This window comes from Burkholderia glumae LMG 2196 = ATCC 33617, from assembly GCF_000960995.1.
Lineage (GTDB): Bacteria > Pseudomonadota > Gammaproteobacteria > Burkholderiales > Burkholderiaceae > Burkholderia > Burkholderia glumae.
Genome location: NZ_CP009434.1, coordinates 1,060,889 through 1,079,673 on the forward strand (window position 1 = coordinate 1,060,889; position 18,785 = coordinate 1,079,673).

Consider the following 18,785-nt stretch of genomic DNA (forward strand, 5'->3'; position numbering starts at 1 on the left):
TGCTTGCGTGTTGGCGCGCGAGCCCCGAGAATCGTCGTTCCTTTCAACCGAACCCAGACGACGAGCGACCTCATGGCTTACGACGACAACAACATCTTCGCGAAGATCCTGCGCGGCGAACTGCCCTGCACGAAGGTCTGCGAGACCGATACGACGATCGCGTTCATGGACATCATGCCCCAGTCGCCCGGGCACGTGCTGATCGTGCCGAAGGAAGCGGCGGTGATGCTCTACGAGCTGTCCGACGAGGCGGCCGCCGAATGCATCCGCATGAGCAAGCGCGTGGCGCTCGCGATCCGCGAGGCGCTGCAGCCGGACGGCCTGTTCGTCGGCCAGTTCAACGGCGAGGCGGCCGGGCAGACGGTGCCGCACGTCCATTTCCACCTGATCCCGCGCTGGGCCACTCAGCCGCTCGGCGCGCACTCGCGCGAGGTGGCCGATCCCGCCGAACTGACGGCGATGGCCGAGCGAATCCGCGCGGCGCTGAAGTAAGCCGCCGCGGCCGGGCGCGCCGCGGCCGCGCATGGCCGTCGCGCGTGCGCCGGCCGCGCCCGGTTCGTGCTCAGGCGGGCTGGCGCGGCCGACCGCCGCCGTCGCCGTCGCCGCGAGGCGCGCGCCGGCGCCTCACAGCTGGCCGTCCACGGGCAGCATCCGGAACAGGCCCGTCAGCACGTTGCGCAGCAGCCCCGCGTGCGGATCGACGCTGTAGCTGCGCTGTTGGCCGTGTTCCACGTCGGTCCAGACGAGCGCCGAGTGCCAGCCGTTCGGCGACGGCGACGGATCGGCGAGCGTCACGCGGTAGCTTTCGGTCGGCGCCGTAACCTGGTCGAACAGCGTGGCGACCTCGCCCGCCAGCTTCGGGCTGCGGATCACGAGCGCGAGTTCGGTGTTGAGGTAGGCCGAGCGCGGATCGAGATTGAGCGAGCCGATCACGAGCGTGCTGCGGTCCACCACGTAGGCTTTCGCATGCAGGCTCGAGCGCGACTGCGAGCCGAACATCCGCACGGTCGAGCCCTGCGGCTGCTCGGCGCGGAACTCGTAGAGCTCCACGCCGCGTTCGAGCAGCGGCACGCGGTAGGGCGCATAACCGGCCTGCACGGCTACCGCGTCGGTGGCCGAGAGCGAATTGGTCAGCACCGCCACCCGCACGCCGCGCGCCACGAGCCGGCCGAGCGCCTCGACGCCGGCTTGGTGCGGCACGAAGTACGGCGAGATCAGCAGGAATTCGCGGCGCGCTTGCTGGGTCAGCCTCGCCAGCTGCTGCATCGGCGGGCTCTGGTAGGTGCCGCGCGCCATCGTGATCTTGTCCGGCGAATCGACCGCGAACGTCGCGTCGGCCCACACCAGCCCGAGCTGCTCGCGCGCGATCTGGTCGGCGAGCGGCGTGGCGTTCAGCGGCTTCGCGTCGTAGGGGCGGGCGTTCTCGCGCCAGTGCTCGCGCAGCGCTTCGCGCGTGCGGTCGAGATCCTGCGGATCGAAATGCTGATGATTGAGCGCGCGCAGCGGATAGGCGCTCGCGCTCGCCCAGTAGGTGTCGAAGCTGCGCGAGATGTCGGCCGTGACGGGGCCGGCCGCGAGCACGTCGAGATCGCGGAACTGCAGCGTCGGGCTGGCGCTGAAATACTCGTCGCCGAGGTTGCGGCCGCCGACGATCGCGAGCTGGTTGTCGGCGATCATCGCCTTGTTGTGCATGCGCCGCGTGAAGCGGTCGATCTTCGAGACGAAATCGGCAGTGCGCGCCAACACGCCGCGCTGGGTCGCCCCGAACGGATTGAACACGCGGATCTCGATGTTGGGATGCGCGTTCAGCGATGCCATCACCTGTCCGATGTCCTTGAAGTTCAGGTCGTCCACCAGCATCCGCACCCGCACGCCGCGATCGGCCGCGTAGAGCGCCGCGGCCAGCAGCAGCTTGCCGGTGGTGTCCTCGGTGGCGATGTAGTACTGCATGTCGAGCGTCTTGGTGGCCGCGCGCGCCAGCGCGATGCGCATCTGCAGCGCATCGGTGCCCACCGACAGCACGCGAAAGCCCGACTGCCCCGGATGGGCGCGCTCGGGCGCGGCGAGCGCCTCGCGCAGCGGCGTGGGCGTGTCCGGCGGCAGCGCATGCGTGACCGAGCGCGGCAGCGTGGTGGCGGGCGGATGCGTGGCGCAGCCGGCGAGCCAGAGCGCGGCCAGGCCGGCTGCGGCGAAGCGGCGGGCCGGGTGCGCCGGACGGCGGACGCGCGGCTCGCGACGGACGGGGATGGCCGGCACGCTGCGGACTCCTTGGGAAGCAAGGCGAGTGGCGCGCCGGCGGGCGGGAGTGCCGGGCGCGATGTGCGCCACGATTCTACGGGCGCCCTCCGCCGGCGGCAACCGGCAGCGGGTCCCCGGCGCGGCCCGCCTCCGGCTCGCTCGGGCAGCGCCGCATGCGGCCGTGGGGCGTGGCGCGCCCGCGGCGGCGGGAACGCGATTTGCGCAGGGGCGGCCGTGCCGGCATCCGCCGCGGCCGGCGCCGGTGGCCGGGCCGCGGCCCCGGTGTACCATCGGACGGCTCGCGCGGGCTGCCGTGAGGCATGCCGCCGCGGCGCGGCCGTGCGAGCACGCAACAACCAGGGGGCCGCCCGTCGGCGAGGGCGGCGTGATGCTGACGATCCGGGACGGGAATCGATGCGGGACAAGGCAGCGGAATTGCAGGCGAGCAAGCGGCGCGCGCTCGGATTGCTGATCGGCGTGACGGTCGTGTTCGTCGCCACGCTGTGGTTTCCGGGCGTGGGCTGGGTGGGCGGCGTGAAGGCCGTGGCCGAGGCCGCGATGGTCGGCGCGCTGGCCGACTGGTTCGCGGTGGCGGCGCTGTTCAGGCGCGTGCCGATTCCGATCGTATCGCGCCATACCGAGATCGTGCCGCGCAACCAGGCACGCATCGCCGACAATCTCGCGCAGTTCGTCCATGACCGCTTCCTCGATCCGGCCTCGATCGTCGCGCTGATGCGGCGCCACGACCCGGCCGAGCGCCTCGCGCAGTGGCTCGTCGAGCCGGCCAACACGGCGCTGCTGGGCGGCTATGTGGGGCGGCTCGCGAGCCTCGCGCTGGACCTGGTCGACGACGCGCGGGTGCGCGGCTTCATCCGCGACGCGCTGCGCGCCGCGCTCGACCGGCTCGACCTGTCGCGCTCGGCGGGCGCGATCCTCGAGACGCTGACGCGCGACGGGCGCCACCAGCAGCTGCTCGACGACGGCATCGCGCAGCTGGTGGCGCTGCTGCGCGAGCCCGACAAGCGCGCCGCGATCGCCGCATATATCGTCGATTGGCTGAAGGACCGCTATCCCAAGATGGAGCGCGTGATGCCGACCGCCTGGATCAGCGAGAGCGGTGCCGAGCTGATCGCGAACATCGTCACGCGCGTGCTGGTGCAGATCGGCGAGGATCCGGACCATCAATTGCGGCGCAGCTTCGATGCGGCCGCCGAGCGGCTGGTCGAGCGTCTCAAGACGGACCCGCGGTTTCTCGAGAAGGGCGAGGAGCTGAAGCGCTACCTGCGCGACGGCGAGGCGTTCACCGGCTACGTGGCCGAGCTCTGGGCCCAACTGCGCGACTGGCTCAAGGCAGATCTCGCGCGCCAGGATTCGCTGCTGCACCGGCAGGCCGCCGCGCTCGGCGGCTGGCTCGGCGAGCGGCTCGCGGCGAGCCCGGCGCTGCGAGCCTCGATGAACGAGCACGTCGAGAAGGCCGCCGCCGAGCTGGCGCCCGAGTTCGCCGCCTTCCTCACGCGCCATATCGGCGACACGGTCCGCAACTGGGACCCGGCGGAGATGTCGCGTCAGGTCGAGCTCAACATCGGCCGCGACCTGCAGAGCATTCGCATCAACGGCACGGTGGTGGGCGGCCTGATCGGGCTCGCGCTGTATCTGGTGACCTGCGCGGCGCGCTGGGCCGGCGCCTGGGTGCCGCCGCACTGAGCCCGGCGCAGGCCGCCTGCATGCCGGGTGCGCCCCGCCCCGCCGGCGCTTATCACCGTGGCGCGACGCGTTGTGGTGTAATCGCGCGGCCGCAAGCCGCCATTCATCCGCGTGAGGGAGTGCCCGTGTCCGCCGTGTCCGTCTTCAAACTGGTCCTGCTGTCGTTTGCCGCGATCGTCGTGCTCGAGCTCGTCGCCAAGAAGCTGCGGCTGCCGCCGGCCGCCGCGCTGCTGGTGGGCGGCGCGGGCATCGCGTTCGTGCCGGGCCTGCCGCCCGTCAATCTCGATCCCGATCTGGTGCTGATCGTGTTCCTGCCGCCGCTGCTGGTGGACGGCGCGTATTTCTCGGTCTGGGAGGAGTTCAAGCGCAACCTGGGCGGCATCATGCTGCTGGCGATCGGCGCGGTGGTGTTCACCACGCTCGCGGTGGGCGTGGCCGTGCATTGGGCCGTGCCGGCGCTGCCGTGGGCGGCCTGCTTCACGCTCGGCGCGATCGTCTCGCCGCCCGATGCGGTGGCCGCCAAGGCCGTGCTCGAACGGGTCGCGCTGCCGCGCCGGCTGATGGTGCTGCTCGAAGGCGAGAGCCTGCTCAACGACGCGGCCGGCCTGGTGCTGTTCCGCTTCGCGGTGGCCGCCGCGCTGACCGGCGCGTTCAGCTTCGAGGGCGCGGTGGTGCGCTTCGCGGAGCTCGCGCTGGGCGGCGTGGCGGTGGGCTTCATCATCGGCTGGCTGCTGATCCGGTTCATTCGGTTGTTGTCCGACGAATACCTGATCGTCACGACCGCCGTGCTCGGCGGCTGGGTCAGCTACATCGCCGGCGAGACGCTGGAGGTGTCGGGCTTGATCTCGGCCGTCACGATGGGCATGATGCTCGGCTGGCATCAGCACGAGGTCTTCAGCGCCACGGTGCGGGTCCGCTCCACGGCGTTCTGGCAGATCATGGTGTTCCTGCTGGAGGCGCTGGTGTTCGTGCTGATCGGGCTGTCGCTGCGCGGCGTGATGCTGCGCCTGGGCGGCTTCGGCGCGGTGTTCGCCACCATGACGCCGGCCCTGCTCGCGGTGCTGGCCGCCGTGATCGGCTCGCGCTTCGTCTGGGTGTTCGCGGTCGAGGCGCTGAAGCTGCCGCGCCGCTGGCTCGGCCACGCGCAGCCGCGCGCCGACTGGCGCGCGGCCACCGTGATGAGCTGGGCCGGCATGCGTGGGGTGGTGACGCTGGCCATCGCGCTGTCGCTGCCCGAGGCGATGCCGGGCCGCGACATGATCCTGGTGGCCGCGTTCGCGGTGATCCTGGTCACGGTGCTGCTGCAGGGGACCACCATCGGCCCGCTGATCCGGCTGGTCGCGCCGCGCGATGCCCATGGGCCGGACGCGCGCCACCTGAGCGGGCCGCAGGCCTGGGCCCGGCTCGCGCGCGCGCAGCTCGCGGCGATCGAGCCGCTGGTGCGCGACGCCGCCGGCAAGGTCGTGCATCCGCGCCTGCTCGAGCAGTACACCTACCGCGCGGCGATGGCCGAGCGCTTCGAGCACGCCGCCGCGTTCCCGGCGCAGGACGTCCACGCGCACTACGACGTGGTGCTCGCGGCGGTCTCGGCCGGGCGTGCCGAGATGCTGAAGATGCACCGCGGCGGGCTGATCCACGACGAGATCCTGCATGAGCTGGAACACGACCTCGACCTGCAGGAAGTCACGGCGCGCCACGCCATGGAATGAGCGGCGCGGCGGCGCCGGTTGCGCCGCCTGCAGCGCGCGCCCCGATCTCCTACAATCGAACCCATCGCCCGCCGCGCCGCGCGCCTCTGGCCTCGCTTCCCCACGTTCGGCCGCGCGCAACGGCATGCTTTTGCATTGGCCAATCTGCAGGTAACGAGCCGCCCGCGTCGTAGGCCGACGCGGGTGTCTGCCACGCCGTGCGCCGGAAGCCGGCACGCGGCATTCACCGAGAGCGTCCCCATGAAGGCATCCGATCTGTTCGTCAAGGCACTGGAAGCGGAGGGCGTCGAATACGTATTCGGCATCCCCGGCGAAGAAAATCTCGATCTGCTCGAATCGATTCGGCACTCGCGCATCAAGCTGGTGCTGACGCGCCACGAGCAGGCGGCGGGCTTCATGGCCGCCACCTACGGGCGGCTCACCGGCAAGGCCGGCGTGTGCCTGTCCACGCTCGGCCCGGGCGCCACCAACCTCGTCACGGCCGCCGCCTACGCGCAGCTGGGCGGCATGCCGATGCTGATGGTCACCGGCCAGAAGCCGATCAAGACCAGCAAGCAGGGCCATTTCCAGATCGTCGACGTGGTCGACATGATGCAGCCGCTCACCAAGCTCACGCGCCAGATCGTGTCGATCGGCCATATCCCGTCGGTGGTGCGCGAGGCGTTCCGGCGCGCCGAGGACGAGCGCCCCGGCGCGACCCACCTCGAACTGCCCGAGGACATCGCGCACGAGGAGGGCGACGGCAAGCCGATCCCGGCCAGCTACAGCCGCCGCCCGGTGGCCGAGCAAAAGGCGGTGGCGCGCGCGGTGGCGGCGATCCGCCAGGCACGCCATCCGCTCCTGATGATCGGCGCGGGCGGCAACCGCAAGACCTGCTGCAAGATGCTGCGCGAATTCGTCGACGCCACCGGCATCCCGTTCTTCACGACGCAGATGGGCAAGGGCGTGATCGACGAATCGCATCCGCTCTGGCTCGGCAACGCCACGCTGTCGGACGGCGACTTCGTGCATCGCGCGATCGACCATGCCGACTGCATCATCAACGTCGGCCACGACGTGATCGAGAAGCCGCCGTTCTTCATGCGCGGCGGCGACCGCACGGTGATTCACGTCAATTTTCTCGGCGCGCAGGTCGATCCGGTCTATTTCCCGCAGATCGAGGTGGTGGGCGACATCGCCAACGCGGTCTGGCAGATCAAGGAGGTGCTGGCCGAGCCGCCGCAATGGGACTTCTCGCGCTTCATGCTGATCAAGGCGCGCTTCGACGCGCACCTGAGAAAGGGCGAGGACGATCCGCGCTACCCGCTGCATCCGGTGCGGGTGGTGCACGACCTGTACGGCGCGCTGCCTGCGGACGGCATCGCCTGCCTCGACAACGGCATGTACAAGATCTGGTTCGCGCGCTACTGGCGCGCCCACGAGCCGAACTCGCTGCTGCTCGACAACGCGCTCGCCTCGATGGGCGCCGGGCTGCCCTCGGCGATCGCCACCAAGATCGTTCATCCGCACCGGAAGGTGGTGGCGATCTGCGGCGACGGCGGCTTCATGATGAATTCGCAGGAGCTGGAGACGGCGGTGCGCCTGAAGCTCGACCTGCTGGTGCTGGTGCTGCGCGACGACGCGTTCGGCATGATCCGCTGGAAGCAGGAGAACATGAACTTCCCCGACTATGCGATGACGCTCGACAATCCCGACTTCGTCGCCTATGCGCAAAGCTACGGCGCGCAGGGCCATCGCGCGGAATCGGCCGACGCGCTCGCGCCCTTGCTCGCGCACTGCCTCGCGAGCCCGGGCGTGCATCTGGTCGACGTGCCGATCGACTACTCGGACAACGAGAAGATCCTGAACCGCGAGATCCCGCGCCTGTCCGCGCAGCTCTGAACGGCCGCCGCGCCCTTGTTCCCCACCGTCTTTACCGCACGGAGGCATCCCATGCTGAAGGAATCCTATCCGTACTACCTCGCCAACGAGGCCGTGTACGCCAACACCGATCTCGAGGTGACCGACAAGTACAGCGGCAAGGTGGCCACGCGCGTCGCGCTGGCCGACGCGAAGGCGATCGACGCCGCGATCGCGGCCGCCGTCGAGGCGTGCAGGCCGCTGCGCGACTGGCCCGCGTTCCGCCGCCAGGCCGTGCTCGACCATTGCGTCGCGCGCTTTCGCGAGCGCTTCGACGAGCTGGCCGACGCGCTCTGCGTCGAGGCCGGCAAGCCGATCAACGATGCCAAGGGCGAGGTCACGCGCCTGATCGACACCTTCCGGGTGGCCGCCGAGGAATCGGTGCGCATCGGCGGCGAGCTCGTGAACCTCGAGATCTCGAAGCGCGCGCAGGGCTATTCGGGCTACACGAAACGCGTGCCGATCGGGCCCTGCTCGTTCATCTCGCCGTTCAACTTCCCGCTGAATCTCACGGCACACAAGGTCGCGCCGGCCCTCGCGGTGGGCTGCCCGTTCGTGCTCAAGCCGGCCAGCCGCACGCCGATCGGCGCGCTGATCATCGGCGAGGTGCTGGCCGAGACCGACCTGCCGAAGGGCGCGTTCTCGGTGCTGCCCGCGCACCGCGACGGCGCGGACCTGTTTACCACCGACGCGCGTTTCAAGCTGCTGTCGTTCACGGGCTCGCCGGCGGTGGGCTGGGACCTGAAGCAGAAGGCCGGCAAGAAGAAAGTGGTGCTCGAGCTGGGCGGCAACGCGGCCGCGATCGTCGACGCGGACCAGCGCGAGCGGCTCGACTACGTGGTGGAGCGGCTGATCTTCGGCGCGTTCTACCAGTCCGGCCAGAGCTGCATCGGCGTGCAGCGCATCCTGGCCCACGCCAGCCTTTACGACGCGCTGCGCGAGAAGCTGATCGCGAGGACGCGCGCGCTCAGGATGGGCGACCCGAAGGACCCGCAGACCTTCGTCGGGCCGATGATCTCCGAGTCCGAGGCGAAGCGGCTGGCGGGCTGGATGGAGCAGGCGGTCGGCGCCGGCGCGAAGATCGTGGCGGGCGGCAGGGTGGACGGCGTGATGTTCGAGGCGACGCTGCTCGAGCACGTCGGCCGCGAGCAGGACCTCTACCGCAAGGAGGCGTTCGGGCCGGTCGCGCTGCTCGAGCCGTTCGAGCACTTCGACGAGGCGCTCGCGCGCGTCAACGACAGCGACTTCGGCCTGCAGGCCGGCGTGTTCACCGATTCGCTCGCGCACGCGCATCGCGCCTGGGACGAGCTCGAGGTGGGCGGCGTGGTGATCAACGACGTGCCCTCGTTTCGCGTCGACAACATGCCCTACGGCGGCGTCAAGGATTCGGGCCTCGGCCGCGAGGGCGTGCGCTATGCGATGGAGGACATGACCGAGCCGCGCCTGATGGTGATCCGCAAGCCGTCCTGATCCCGCCCCGGGCGGCCCGCAGCCAGCCGGCGGCGCCTCGGCGCGGGCCGCACGCCCTGGCCGGCCGGCGTTGCCCGCTTGGCGGGCATTCCCGCCGCCTCCCCCCCGGTCTCGCCGCTGCCGCCCGAGGCCCGCGGGTTCGCCCGGCTCGCGCCGCGCCGGTGCCGCCCGGCGCCGGCGCCTTCCCCGCCTTTGCCGCTTCCGTCAAGTCCCGCGTGCCGTGAACCTTCCCCTGTCGCGGTAATCCCACCGTTTGCGGCCCGATTCCGTCATTGTTGTATGGCTGGAAGGAAAATCATTTAAAATCATCGGCTTATATTTACTTAAAAGAATCAATGCCGTGCAAAACCGGCGATTCGTAACCGGGGATGCGCTAGCAAGGACGTCGGCGGTGCGGGTGCCCGCGCCCGGCGAACCCGCCGTCTGCCGCGGCCGCAAGGCGATGGCATTCGCGATGCGATGAATGGAATGACTCACACGAACTACGCATCGGATTCTTACGAATCCGGCATCTCTGTGCTGCTCGTCGACGACCAGGCCTTCGTCGGCGAGGTGATCCGCCGGCTGCTGGCCGCCGAGACCGACATCGCGCTGCATGTCTGCGGCGATGCCGGCAGCGCGCTCGAACTGGGCCGCACGCTGCGCCCCACCGTGATCCTGCAGGATCTGGTGATGCCCGGCGTCGACGGGCTGGAGCTGGTGCGCGCCTGGCGCGCCGAGGCGGCCACCGCGCAGGTGCCGATCATCGTGCTGTCGATCAACGACGATCCGCTCGCCAAGCGCGAGGCATTCGTGGCCGGCGCGAACGACTACCTCGTGAAGCTGCCGGACCCGATCGAGATGATCGCGCGGATCCGCTACCACTCGAACTCGTACCACATGCTGCGCCAGCGCGACGAGGTGCTCGACTTCCTCTCGCACGACATGCGCGCGCCGCAGGCCTCGATCCTCTCGCTGCTGGAGGGCTATCGCGCGACGCACGGCGAGATGCCGATGCTGCTCGAGCGCATCGAGGTGCATGCGCGGCGCGCGCTCGCGCTGGCCGACGGCTTCATCCAGCTCACGCGCGCGCAGTCGGAGAAGCGGCCGAGCGAGCTGGTGTGCCTCAACGAGGTGCTGCTCGACGCGGCCGACCAGCTCTGGGAGAAGGCGGCCGCCACCGGCAGCCGCGTGAAGGTGGTGCTTCCGGAGGCCGAGTGTCTCTGCGTCGGGGACCGGATGATGCTCACGCGCGCGCTGGCGAACCTGATCGACAACGCGCTGAAGTACGCGCCGCCCGCCTCCGAGGTGCGCGGCCTGATCGCCGACGACGGCGAGCGCTGGCTGATCGGCGTGGAGGACGAGGGCGAGGGGATCGCGCCGGCGCAGCGCGCGAGCGCCACCGAATCGTTCGTGCGGCTCACGCACGGCCCGGACTCGCAGAAGGGCGGCTTCGGGCTCGGCCTCGCGTTCGTGCGCGCCACCGCCACGAAGCACGGCGGCGCACTGCTGATGCGCTACACGCCGCGCGGTTTCATGGCCGGGCTGGGGCTGCCCAAGGCGCGTGCGGCGCGCTGAGCCGGCGCCGGGCGGCCGGGCCGCGCGCCGGCGGCCGCAGGCGCGCGGTCGGTGCGCGTGGGTGGCGGCAGGTGGTGGCGGGTGGTGGCGGGTGGCCGGTGCGCCGGAATGCGATCCGGTGCCGGACGGGGCGGCCCGGGCTGTCTCGGCGGCCATAAAGAAAGTACACTTTGCTGGCTCGCGCCCGCCGGTCGGCGGCTCCTGAACGCATCTGCAGACTACCCATATCGAAACATGGCCAACGTGTCGCCTCGCGCAAGCGCCGAACGTCGTTCCCAGCCCCCCGTCGGTGCGCGGATCACGCTCGGCAACCGGATCCTGCTCAGCTTCGGCGTGCTGTTCGTGCTGATGCTGCTGATGGCGGGCCTGTCCTACACCCAGCTGCGCTCGATCGACCAGGAGACGGTCAGCATCCAGCGCGACTCGCTGCCGGGCGTCTATCTGGCCACCTCGCTGCGTGCGGCCGCCAACGAGTCGTATACGGCGATGCAGCGGGCGATCTTCGTCGATCCCGATTCGGAGGCCTCGCGCCGCGATCTCGACCGCATCCCCGGCATGCTGGAGTCGTTCGAGAAGCTCTCGACCGCGTACCAGAACGCCACGTTCCGCGACGAGGACCGCGCCCGCTTCGCCACCTTCCGCGCTGTCTACGATCGCTATCTGCCGCTTCTGGCCGACGCCGTGCAGAAGGCGCGCACGGGTGCCCATGCCGACGCGGTGGTGGCCTACGGGCGCGTCACGCCGGTCTGGGAGGACGTGATCCGCAATGCCAACGTGCTGGTCACCGAGAACCGCACGTTCGCCGACCAGTCGGCGCAGATGATCCGCGAATCGGTGTACGGCACCGAGGTCACGCTCGCCACCGTGCTGGCCGTGGTGCTGATCTGCTCGGCCGTGCTCGGCTGGCTCCTGTACCGCGCCGTGATGCGGCCGATGACCGAGCTGGTCGACGTCCACGACGTGATGCGCACGGGCGACCTGACCCGGCGGCTCGACCTGCGCCGCCACGACGAGTTCAACATGCTCGAGACCGGCTTCAACCGGATGGCCGACGAGCTGACCACGCTGGTCGCGCAGGCCCAGCAGTCGTCGCTGCAGGTCACCACCTCGGTGGCCGAGATCGCCGCCACCTCGCGCGAGCAGCAGGCCACCGCCAACGAGACGGCCGCCACCACCACCGAGATCGGCGCGACCTCGCGCGAGATCTTCGCGACTTCGCGCGACTTGCTGCGCACCATGAACGAGGTGTCGTCGGTGGCCGAGCAGTCGGCCTCGCTCGCGGGCCTGAGCCAGAGCGGCCTCACGCAGATGGGCGAGACCATGCGCAGCGTGATGGACGCGGCCGGCTCGGTCAACGCCAAGCTCGCGATCCTCAACGAGAAGGCGCTCAACATCAACCAGGTGGTGGCCACCATCACGAAGGTCGCCGACCAGACCAACCTGCTGTCGCTGAACGCGGCGATCGAGGCCGAGAAGGCCGGCGAATACGGCCGCGGCTTCGCGGTGGTCGCCACCGAGATCCGCCGCCTCGCCGACCAGACCGCGGTGGCCACCTACGACATCGAGCAGACCGTCAAGGAGATCCAGTCGGCGGTGTCGGCCGGCGTGATGGGCATGGACAAGTTCTCCGAGGAAGTGCGGCGCGGCATGCTCGACGTGCAGCAGGTGGGCTCGCAGCTCTCGCAGATCATCCACGAAGTGCAGACGCTCGCGCCGCGCTTCCAGCTCGTCAACGAGGGCATGCAGACCCAGGCGAGCGGCGCCGAGCAGATCACCCAGGCGCTCTCGCAGCTGTCCGAGGCGGCCCAGCAGACGGCCGAATCGCTGCGCCAGTCGTCGCAGGCGATCGACGACCTGACGCTGGTGGCCAACGCGCTGCGCACCAGCGTGTCGCGCTTCAAGGTCGAGGCGTGAGCACCGAGGCCCGCCGCGCCATGCTGTTCCTGCTGTTCGAGCTCGACGGCGTGCGCTACGCGCTCGACGTGGCCGACGTCGCCGAGGTGCTGCCGCTCGCCGGGACCAAGCCGATCCCGGGCGCACCCGACTGGGTGGCGGGCATCCTGATCCATCGCGGCGAGCCGGTGCTGGTGCTCGACGTGACGCGGCTCGCGCTGGGCCGTGCCTCGGCGCGCATCCGCTCGACCCGGCTCGTGATCGTGCGGGTGCGCCTGCCGCTGGCCACCGACGCCGAGCCCGCGCAGGCCGACGACGAGCGCCGGCTCGGCCTGATCGTCGAGCACGGCACGCAGACGGCGCGCTTCGAGCGCGCGGCGTTCCGCGACGGCGGCATCGATACGCCGCACGCGCGCTGGCTCGGGCCGGTGGCGCACGACGCGCATGGCGTGGTGCAGTGGGTGACGGTGCGCCATCTGCTCGGCCCCGAGGCGCGCGCGCTGCTGTTCGCGGCCGCGCGCCAGGCGCGGCCGGAGCCGGCCGGAGGCCAGGCATGAAGGCGGCGGGCGGTTTCGAGGCGCGTTTCCATGCATGGCTGTCGCGCGAGACCGGCATCGATCCGGCTTCGCTCGGCGCCGATTTCGTCGCGCGCGCGCTGGCCGAGCGGATCGGCGCGACGTTCGGCGGCGACGCCGCGCGCGAGCTGGCGGCGGTGGCGCGCGCCTGGCAGCCGTCGCCGGCCGAGCTCGACGCCTACTGGCAGCTGCTGAACGCGTCGGCTGCCGAGCGGCACGCGCTGATCGAGCTGTTCGTGGTGCCGGAGACCTGGTTCTTCCGCGAGCGCGAGGCGTTCGCCGCGCTCGCCGCGCTGGCCGTGGAGCGGCTGCGCACGCGGCCCTCGCAGCCGGTGCAGGTGCTGAGCGCGCCGTGCTCGACGGGCGAGGAGCCCTATACGGCGGCGATGGCGCTGATCGATGCCGGCCTCGACGCGGCGCAGCTGCGAATCGATGCGCTCGACATCAGCGCGCGCGCGATCGAGCACGCGCGGCGCGGCGAATACGGCCGCAACTCGTTTCGCGGCCACGCGCTCGAGTTCCGCGCCCGCCACTTCGAGCCGACCGCCCACGGCTGGCGCCTGCACGAGCGGATTCGCGACTGCGTGCAGTTCCGCCATGCCAACCTGCTCGACCTCGACCTCGACACCGACGACGCGTCGCGCTACGACTTCATTTTCTGCCGCAACGTGCTGATCTATTTCGACCGCGGCGCTCAGGAGCGCGTGCTGCGCACGCTCGATGCGCGGCTTGCCGACGACGGCCTGCTGTTCGTCGGCCCCGCCGAAACCGGGGTCGTGATGCGCTACGGCATGAGTTCGGCGAGGATTCCGCTCGCCTTCGGTTTTCGCCGCCAGGCGCGGCGCGCCGCCGCCGTGCCGGCAGCGCCGGTGGCCGCCGGCCGCGCCGGCTTCGGCACCGCGCCGCCGCCGCCCGTCGGTGCGCGGCCGACGCTCGTCGCACCGCCCGAGCCGGCCGCGCGCGCGGGGTCGGGCGAGCTGGCGCGGCCGCTGCCCGGAGCCGCGCCGCGTCCGGCCGGCGCGCCCGAGGGCGGGGCCGGTTTCGCGGGCGCGGGCCGGAGCGGTGCGCCCGGCCGGCCGCCGCGCGCGCCCGCCGTGCTCGGCGCCGTCGCCTCGACGCGTTGCTCGCTGGCGGTTCCCGCGTCGCCCGCGCCGGCGCGCGCCGGCTCGCTCGAGGCGGCCCGCGCGCTCGCCGACGCGGGCCAGTTCGAGGCGGCCGAGCGCGCGGTCCGCGCCGTGCTGGACGAAGCCGGCCCGAGCGCCGACGCCTACTACCTGCTCGGCCTGATCGCCGACGCGCAGGGGCAGCCGGGCGCCGTCGCGCATTACCGCAAGGCGCTGTACCTGGCGCCCACCCATCGCGAGGCGCTCACCCACCTGGCGACGCTGCTCGACATCGCCGGCGACCACGAAGGCGCGCGCTGGCTGAAGGAGCGCGCGCGCCGCGCCGACGCGCAGGCCGGCAAGCACGGCGAACCGGGAGGACGCAGCCATGCACGACGCCGCTGAAACCGGGCGCGCGCCCGACCTGGCGCCGGGCGCGATCGACGATTGCTGGAACCGCATCGGCGTGCGCGGCGACCATTCGTGCGAACGCCTGAGCGAGGTCTCGCGCTGCCTGAACTGCCCCGTGTTCGCGCGCAACGCGGCGCGGCTGCTCGACCGCCCGCTATCCGCCGACGATCTCGCCCAGGCCGCGCAGCGCGTCTCGGAGCCGGTCGCGCCGGAGTTCGGGCGCACCGGGCCGGAGGCGGGCGCACGCCAGTCGGTGCTGGCGTTCCGGGTGGCCGACGAATGGCTCGCGCTGCCCACCGAGGTGGTGCGCCAGATCGTCGACGACCGGCCGGTCCATTCGCTGCCGGACCGTCGCGCCCGCGCGGTGCTCGGCATCGTCAACGTGCGCGGCACGCTGCGCATCGCGGTGTCGCTCGCCGAGCTGCTCGGCCTCGAAACCGGCGCGCCGCGCGCGGCCGGCGACGCGCGCGCCGGCTTCCGGCGCATGCTGGTGGTCGCGCATCGCGGCGAGCCGGTGGTGTTCCCGGTCGACGCCGTCGAGGGCGTGCTGCGCTTCGGCGCCGCCGACCGCGCGGCCACGCCGGCCACCGTGGCGCGCGCCGGCAGCGCGCACACGCGCGGCGTGTTCGTCTGGCGCGAGCGGATCGTCGGGCTGATCGACGAGGAGCGGCTGTTCGAATCGTTGTTGCGGAGCCTGCGATGAGCCAAGACGACGACCTGAGCCGCCAGTCGCTGCTCGAGCTGTACCAGGAGGAGACCCAGACCCAGACCGAGGCGCTGTCGCGGCAGTTGCTCGCGCTCGAACATGGCGCGCAGGACGCGGCCGCATTCGAGGCCTGCATGCGCGCGGCGCATTCCCTGAAGGGCGCCGCGCGCATCGTCGGCGTGCCGCAGGGCGTGGAGATCGCCGGGCGCATGGAGGATTGCTTCGTCGGCGCGCAGCGCGGCGAGCGCGTGCTCGGCGCGAGCCACATCGACGCGCTGCTGATGGGCGTGGACCTGCTGGTGCGGGTCGGCGATCCGCGCCGCGCCGCGTCGGTCACGCCGATCGAGATCGACGCGTTCGCGGTCGCGCTTGCCCATGCCGACGGTGCCGGCGATGCCGGGCGCGCGGCGCCGGATGCGGCCGCGCCGCTGCCGCCGGGCTTCGCCTCGGGGGCCGTCTCGGCGCTGTCGGCCGACGCGCCGGGCAGCGCCGATTTCCCGGCGCTGGCGGATCTGTCCGCGCTGCTGCGGCTCGACGCGCCGGGCGCCGGGGCGTCCGACACAGCCGGCGTGCCGGGCGGATCGTTGGCCGCCGGCGCCGGGCCGCGCGAGGCCGAAGCGGCGCGGCCGGCCGATCTGGCCGCCCAGCTGCGGCTGGCCGCCGACGCGGCGCCGGCCGCGAGGCCGCCGGCACCGCCGGCACCGCCGTCCGAGGCGCCGGCGGCGCCCGAGCCGGGCGGCGACGCCGGCCAGATGCGCCGCGTGCGCGCCGACAGCCTGAACCGGCTGCTGAGCCTGGCGGGCGAATCGCTGGTGGAATCGCGCTGGCTCAAGCCGTTCGCCGAATCGATGCAACGCATGCGGCGCACCCAGCGCGACGCGGCCCGCGCGCTCGATGCCTTGTACGACGCGCTCGCCGACGATCTCGACCCGGCCCGCGAGGCCGCGATGAGCGAGGTCCGGCAGATGCTCAACGACCTGCAGCGCACGTTCGCGGCCCGCATGGACGACCTGGACCGCTTCGAGCGGCGCAGCATGCACATCGCCGAGCAGCTCTACGACGAGGCGCTGCAGTGCCGGATGCGCCCGTTCGGCGATGCCACGCGCGCCTATCCGCGCATGGTCCGCGATCTGGCGCGCTCGCTCGGCAAGCGCGTGCGCTTCGCGATCGTCGGCGAGACCACCCAGGTCGATCGCGACCTGCTCGACCTGCTCGACGCGCCGCTCGGCCACCTGCTGCGCAACGCGCTCGACCATGGCGTCGAGCCGCCCGAGACGCGGCTCGCGCGCGGCAAGCCGGCCGAGGCCGTCATCACGCTCGAGGCGCGCCACAGTGCCGGCTCGCTGCTCGTCAGCGTGACCGACGACGGCCCCGGTGCCGATCTCGCGGCGGTGCGCGCCGCGATCGTGCGCCAGCGGCTCACCGACGCCGAGACGGCCGCGCGGCTGACCGATGCCGAGGTGCTCGAATTCCTGCTGCTGCCGGGCTTCTCGATGCGCGAGCAGGTGACCGACGTGTCGGGCCGCGGCGTCGGCCTCGACGCGGTCCACGAGATGGTCAAGCGCGTGCGCGGCGCGGTGCGGATCTTCAACGAGCCGGGCCAGGGCATGCGCTTCGTGCTGCAGCTGCCGCTCACGCTGTCGGTGATCCGCAGCCTGCTGGTCGAGGTGGGCGGCGAGCCCTATGCGTTCCCGCTGGTCCACGTGCGGCGCGCGCTGCAGCTCGAACGCGGCTCGATCGACGTGCTCGAGGGCCAGCAGCACTTCTCGCTCGACGAGCGCCGCGTCGGGCTGGTCACCGCGCACCAGCTGTTCGACGCGGGCGAGCCCGAGGGCGTGCGCGCGAACACGGCCGTGGTGGTGGTCGGCACCGAGCCGGAGACCTACGGCGTGGCGGTGGACCGCTTCCTCGGCGAGCGCATGCTGGTGGTGCAGCCGCTCGATGCCCGGCTGCAGAAGATCCGCAACGTCGCGGCCGGCGCGCTGCTCGAGAACGGCGATCCGGTGCTGATCGTCGATGTCGAGGATCTGGTGCGCTCGATCGACAAGCTGATTCGCGGCGGCCAGCTGACCAAGCTGCGCAGCGGCGCCGACGGCGCGCTCGCGCGGCGCCGCAAGCAGGTGCTGGTGGTGGACGATTCGCTGACGGTGCGCGAGCTCGAACGCAAGCTGCTCGAGAAGCGCGGCTACGCGGTGACGATCGCCGTCGACGGCATGGACGGCTGGAACGCGATCCGCAGCGACACCTTCGACCTCGTCGTGACCGACATCGACATGCCGCGCATGGACGGCATCGAGCTCGTCACGCTGATCAAGCGCGACCCGCTGCTGCAAGGCGTGCCGGTCATGATCGTGTCGTACAAGGACCGCGACGAGGACCGCCGGCGCGGGCTCGACGCCGGCGCCGACTATTATCTGGCGAAGGGCAGCTTCCACGACGAGGCGCTGCTCGACGCCGTCCACGATCTGATCGGAGAGGCGACGTCATGAACATCGGCATCGTCAACGATTTACCGCTCGCCGTCGCCGCGCTGCGCCGCGCCATCGCGCACCGGCCCGACCATCGCGTGCTGTGGGTGGCCGCCGACGGCGAGCAGGCGGTGGATTTCTGTCAGGCCAACCCGCCCGACCTGGTGCTGATGGACCTGGTCATGCCGAAGGTGGACGGCGTGGCCGCCACGCGGCGCATCATGGAGCGCTGGCCGTGCGCGATCCTGATCGTCACGGCCAGCGTGGACGCCAACAAGGCCACCATCTACGAGGCGATGGGGGCCGGCGCGCTCGACGCGGTGGATACGCCCACGCTCGCGCAAGGCATGATCGCCAACGAATCGCAGCCGCTGCTGGCCAAGATCGACCAGATCGGCCGGCTGCTCGCCACGCGCGGGCCGCTGCTGCCGCCGTCGCAGCCGGCCGGCTCGGCGGCGCTCGCGCAGCCGCCGCTGGTGGCGATCGGCGCGTCGGCGGGCGGCCCGACCGCGCTCGCGGCGCTGCTCAAGCCGCTGCCCGAGGATTTCCCGGCCGCGATCGTGATCGTGCAGCACGTCGATCAGGCGTTCGCGATCGGCATGGCCGAGTGGCTCGACGGCTTCACGCGGCTGCCGGTGCGCATCGCCAGGGCCGGCGGCGCGCCGCAGCGCGGCGAGGTGCTGCTGGCCGCCACCAACGACCACCTGCAGCTGAACTCGCGCGGCCAGCTCGGCTACACCCGCTATCCGGAGGAGACGCCGTACCGGCCGTCGGTGGACGTGTTCTTCCACAGCGTCGCCGAGTGGTGGCGCGGCGAGGCGCTCGGCGTGCTGCTGACCGGCATGGGCCGCGACGGCGCGCTCGGCCTGAAGGCGATGCGCGCCAAGGGCTTCTACACCATCGCGCAGGACGCCGCGACCAGCGCCGTCTACGGCATGCCGAAAGCCGCCGCGGCGATCGACGCGGCCTCGGCGATCCTGCCGCTCGAGCGCATCGCGGAGCGTCTGATGTCGCAATTACAGCGCGCGCCGCGCCCGCGCTGAACCGGGGCA

The 18,785-nt window shown here is 71.8% G+C and carries 13 protein-coding genes; 12 read left to right on the forward strand and 1 reads right to left on the reverse strand.

Going from position 1 to position 18,785, the window contains the following annotated elements; all coding sequences use genetic code 11:
• Nucleotides 1-72: 72 nt before the first annotated feature.
• Entirely contained in the window at nucleotides 73-492 is a 420-nt protein-coding gene (locus KS03_RS05830; protein ID WP_015877729.1) for an HIT family protein, read from the forward strand.
• Between the two features lie 132 nt (nucleotides 493-624).
• Here the strand turns inward: KS03_RS05830 and KS03_RS05835 are convergent, their stop codons facing one another.
• On the reverse strand, nucleotides 625-2,256 hold the full coding sequence (locus KS03_RS05835; RefSeq protein ID WP_015877728.1) for a phospholipase D family protein: 1,632 nt from the start codon (nucleotides 2,254-2,256) through the stop codon (nucleotides 625-627).
• Nucleotides 2,257-2,652: 396 nt separating this feature from the next.
• Here KS03_RS05835 and KS03_RS05840 point away from each other — a divergent pair, with 396 nt between their 5' ends.
• The 11 genes from KS03_RS05840 to cheB all read left to right on the forward strand — a co-directional run bounded on the left by KS03_RS05840 (nucleotide 2,653) and on the right by cheB (nucleotide 18,776).
• Nucleotides 2,653-3,942 (forward strand): DUF445 domain-containing protein, encoded by a 1,290-nt coding sequence (locus KS03_RS05840; RefSeq protein WP_015877727.1) that lies wholly within the window; start codon nucleotides 2,653-2,655, stop codon nucleotides 3,940-3,942.
• Between the two features lie 125 nt (nucleotides 3,943-4,067).
• Complete coding sequence (locus KS03_RS05845; RefSeq protein WP_015877726.1) at nucleotides 4,068-5,651, forward strand: Na+/H+ antiporter; 1,584 nt, start codon at nucleotides 4,068-4,070, stop codon at nucleotides 5,649-5,651.
• A gap of 240 nt (nucleotides 5,652-5,891) precedes the next feature.
• Nucleotides 5,892-7,532: an acetolactate synthase large subunit gene (locus KS03_RS05850; RefSeq protein ID WP_017923256.1), complete on the forward strand. Its 1,641-nt coding sequence runs from the start codon at nucleotides 5,892-5,894 to the stop codon at nucleotides 7,530-7,532.
• 51 nt (nucleotides 7,533-7,583) lie between these two features.
• Nucleotides 7,584-9,020, forward strand: a complete 1,437-nt coding sequence (locus KS03_RS05855) for an aldehyde dehydrogenase family protein (protein ID WP_015877724.1) — start codon at nucleotides 7,584-7,586, stop codon at nucleotides 9,018-9,020.
• Between the two features lie 459 nt (nucleotides 9,021-9,479).
• On the forward strand, nucleotides 9,480-10,577 hold the full coding sequence (locus tag KS03_RS05860) for a hybrid sensor histidine kinase/response regulator (protein ID WP_015877723.1): 1,098 nt from the start codon (nucleotides 9,480-9,482) through the stop codon (nucleotides 10,575-10,577).
• Nucleotides 10,578-10,811: 234 nt separating this feature from the next.
• Nucleotides 10,812-12,491, forward strand: a complete 1,680-nt coding sequence (locus KS03_RS05865) for a methyl-accepting chemotaxis protein (protein WP_015877722.1) — start codon at nucleotides 10,812-10,814, stop codon at nucleotides 12,489-12,491.
• Nucleotides 12,492-12,511: 20 nt separating this feature from the next.
• Entirely contained in the window at nucleotides 12,512-13,027 is a 516-nt protein-coding gene (locus tag KS03_RS05870) for a chemotaxis protein CheW (RefSeq protein ID WP_015877721.1), read from the forward strand.
• Nucleotides 13,024-14,553, forward strand: a complete 1,530-nt coding sequence (locus KS03_RS05875; protein ID WP_039203802.1) for a CheR family methyltransferase — start codon at nucleotides 13,024-13,026, stop codon at nucleotides 14,551-14,553. The genes KS03_RS05870 and KS03_RS05875 overlap by 4 nt, the downstream gene beginning before the upstream one ends.
• Nucleotides 14,537-15,262: a chemotaxis protein CheW gene (locus KS03_RS05880; RefSeq protein ID WP_015877719.1), complete on the forward strand. Its 726-nt coding sequence runs from the start codon at nucleotides 14,537-14,539 to the stop codon at nucleotides 15,260-15,262. Before KS03_RS05875 ends, KS03_RS05880 begins: the two co-directional genes overlap by 17 nt.
• Nucleotides 15,259-17,754, forward strand: a complete 2,496-nt coding sequence (locus tag KS03_RS05885; protein WP_015877718.1) for a hybrid sensor histidine kinase/response regulator — start codon at nucleotides 15,259-15,261, stop codon at nucleotides 17,752-17,754. Before KS03_RS05880 ends, KS03_RS05885 begins: the two co-directional genes overlap by 4 nt.
• Nucleotides 17,751-18,776, forward strand: a complete 1,026-nt coding sequence (cheB, locus tag KS03_RS05890) for a chemotaxis response regulator protein-glutamate methylesterase (protein WP_017433817.1) — start codon at nucleotides 17,751-17,753, stop codon at nucleotides 18,774-18,776. The genes KS03_RS05885 and cheB overlap by 4 nt, the downstream gene beginning before the upstream one ends.
• Nucleotides 18,777-18,785: the final 9 nt, after the last annotated feature.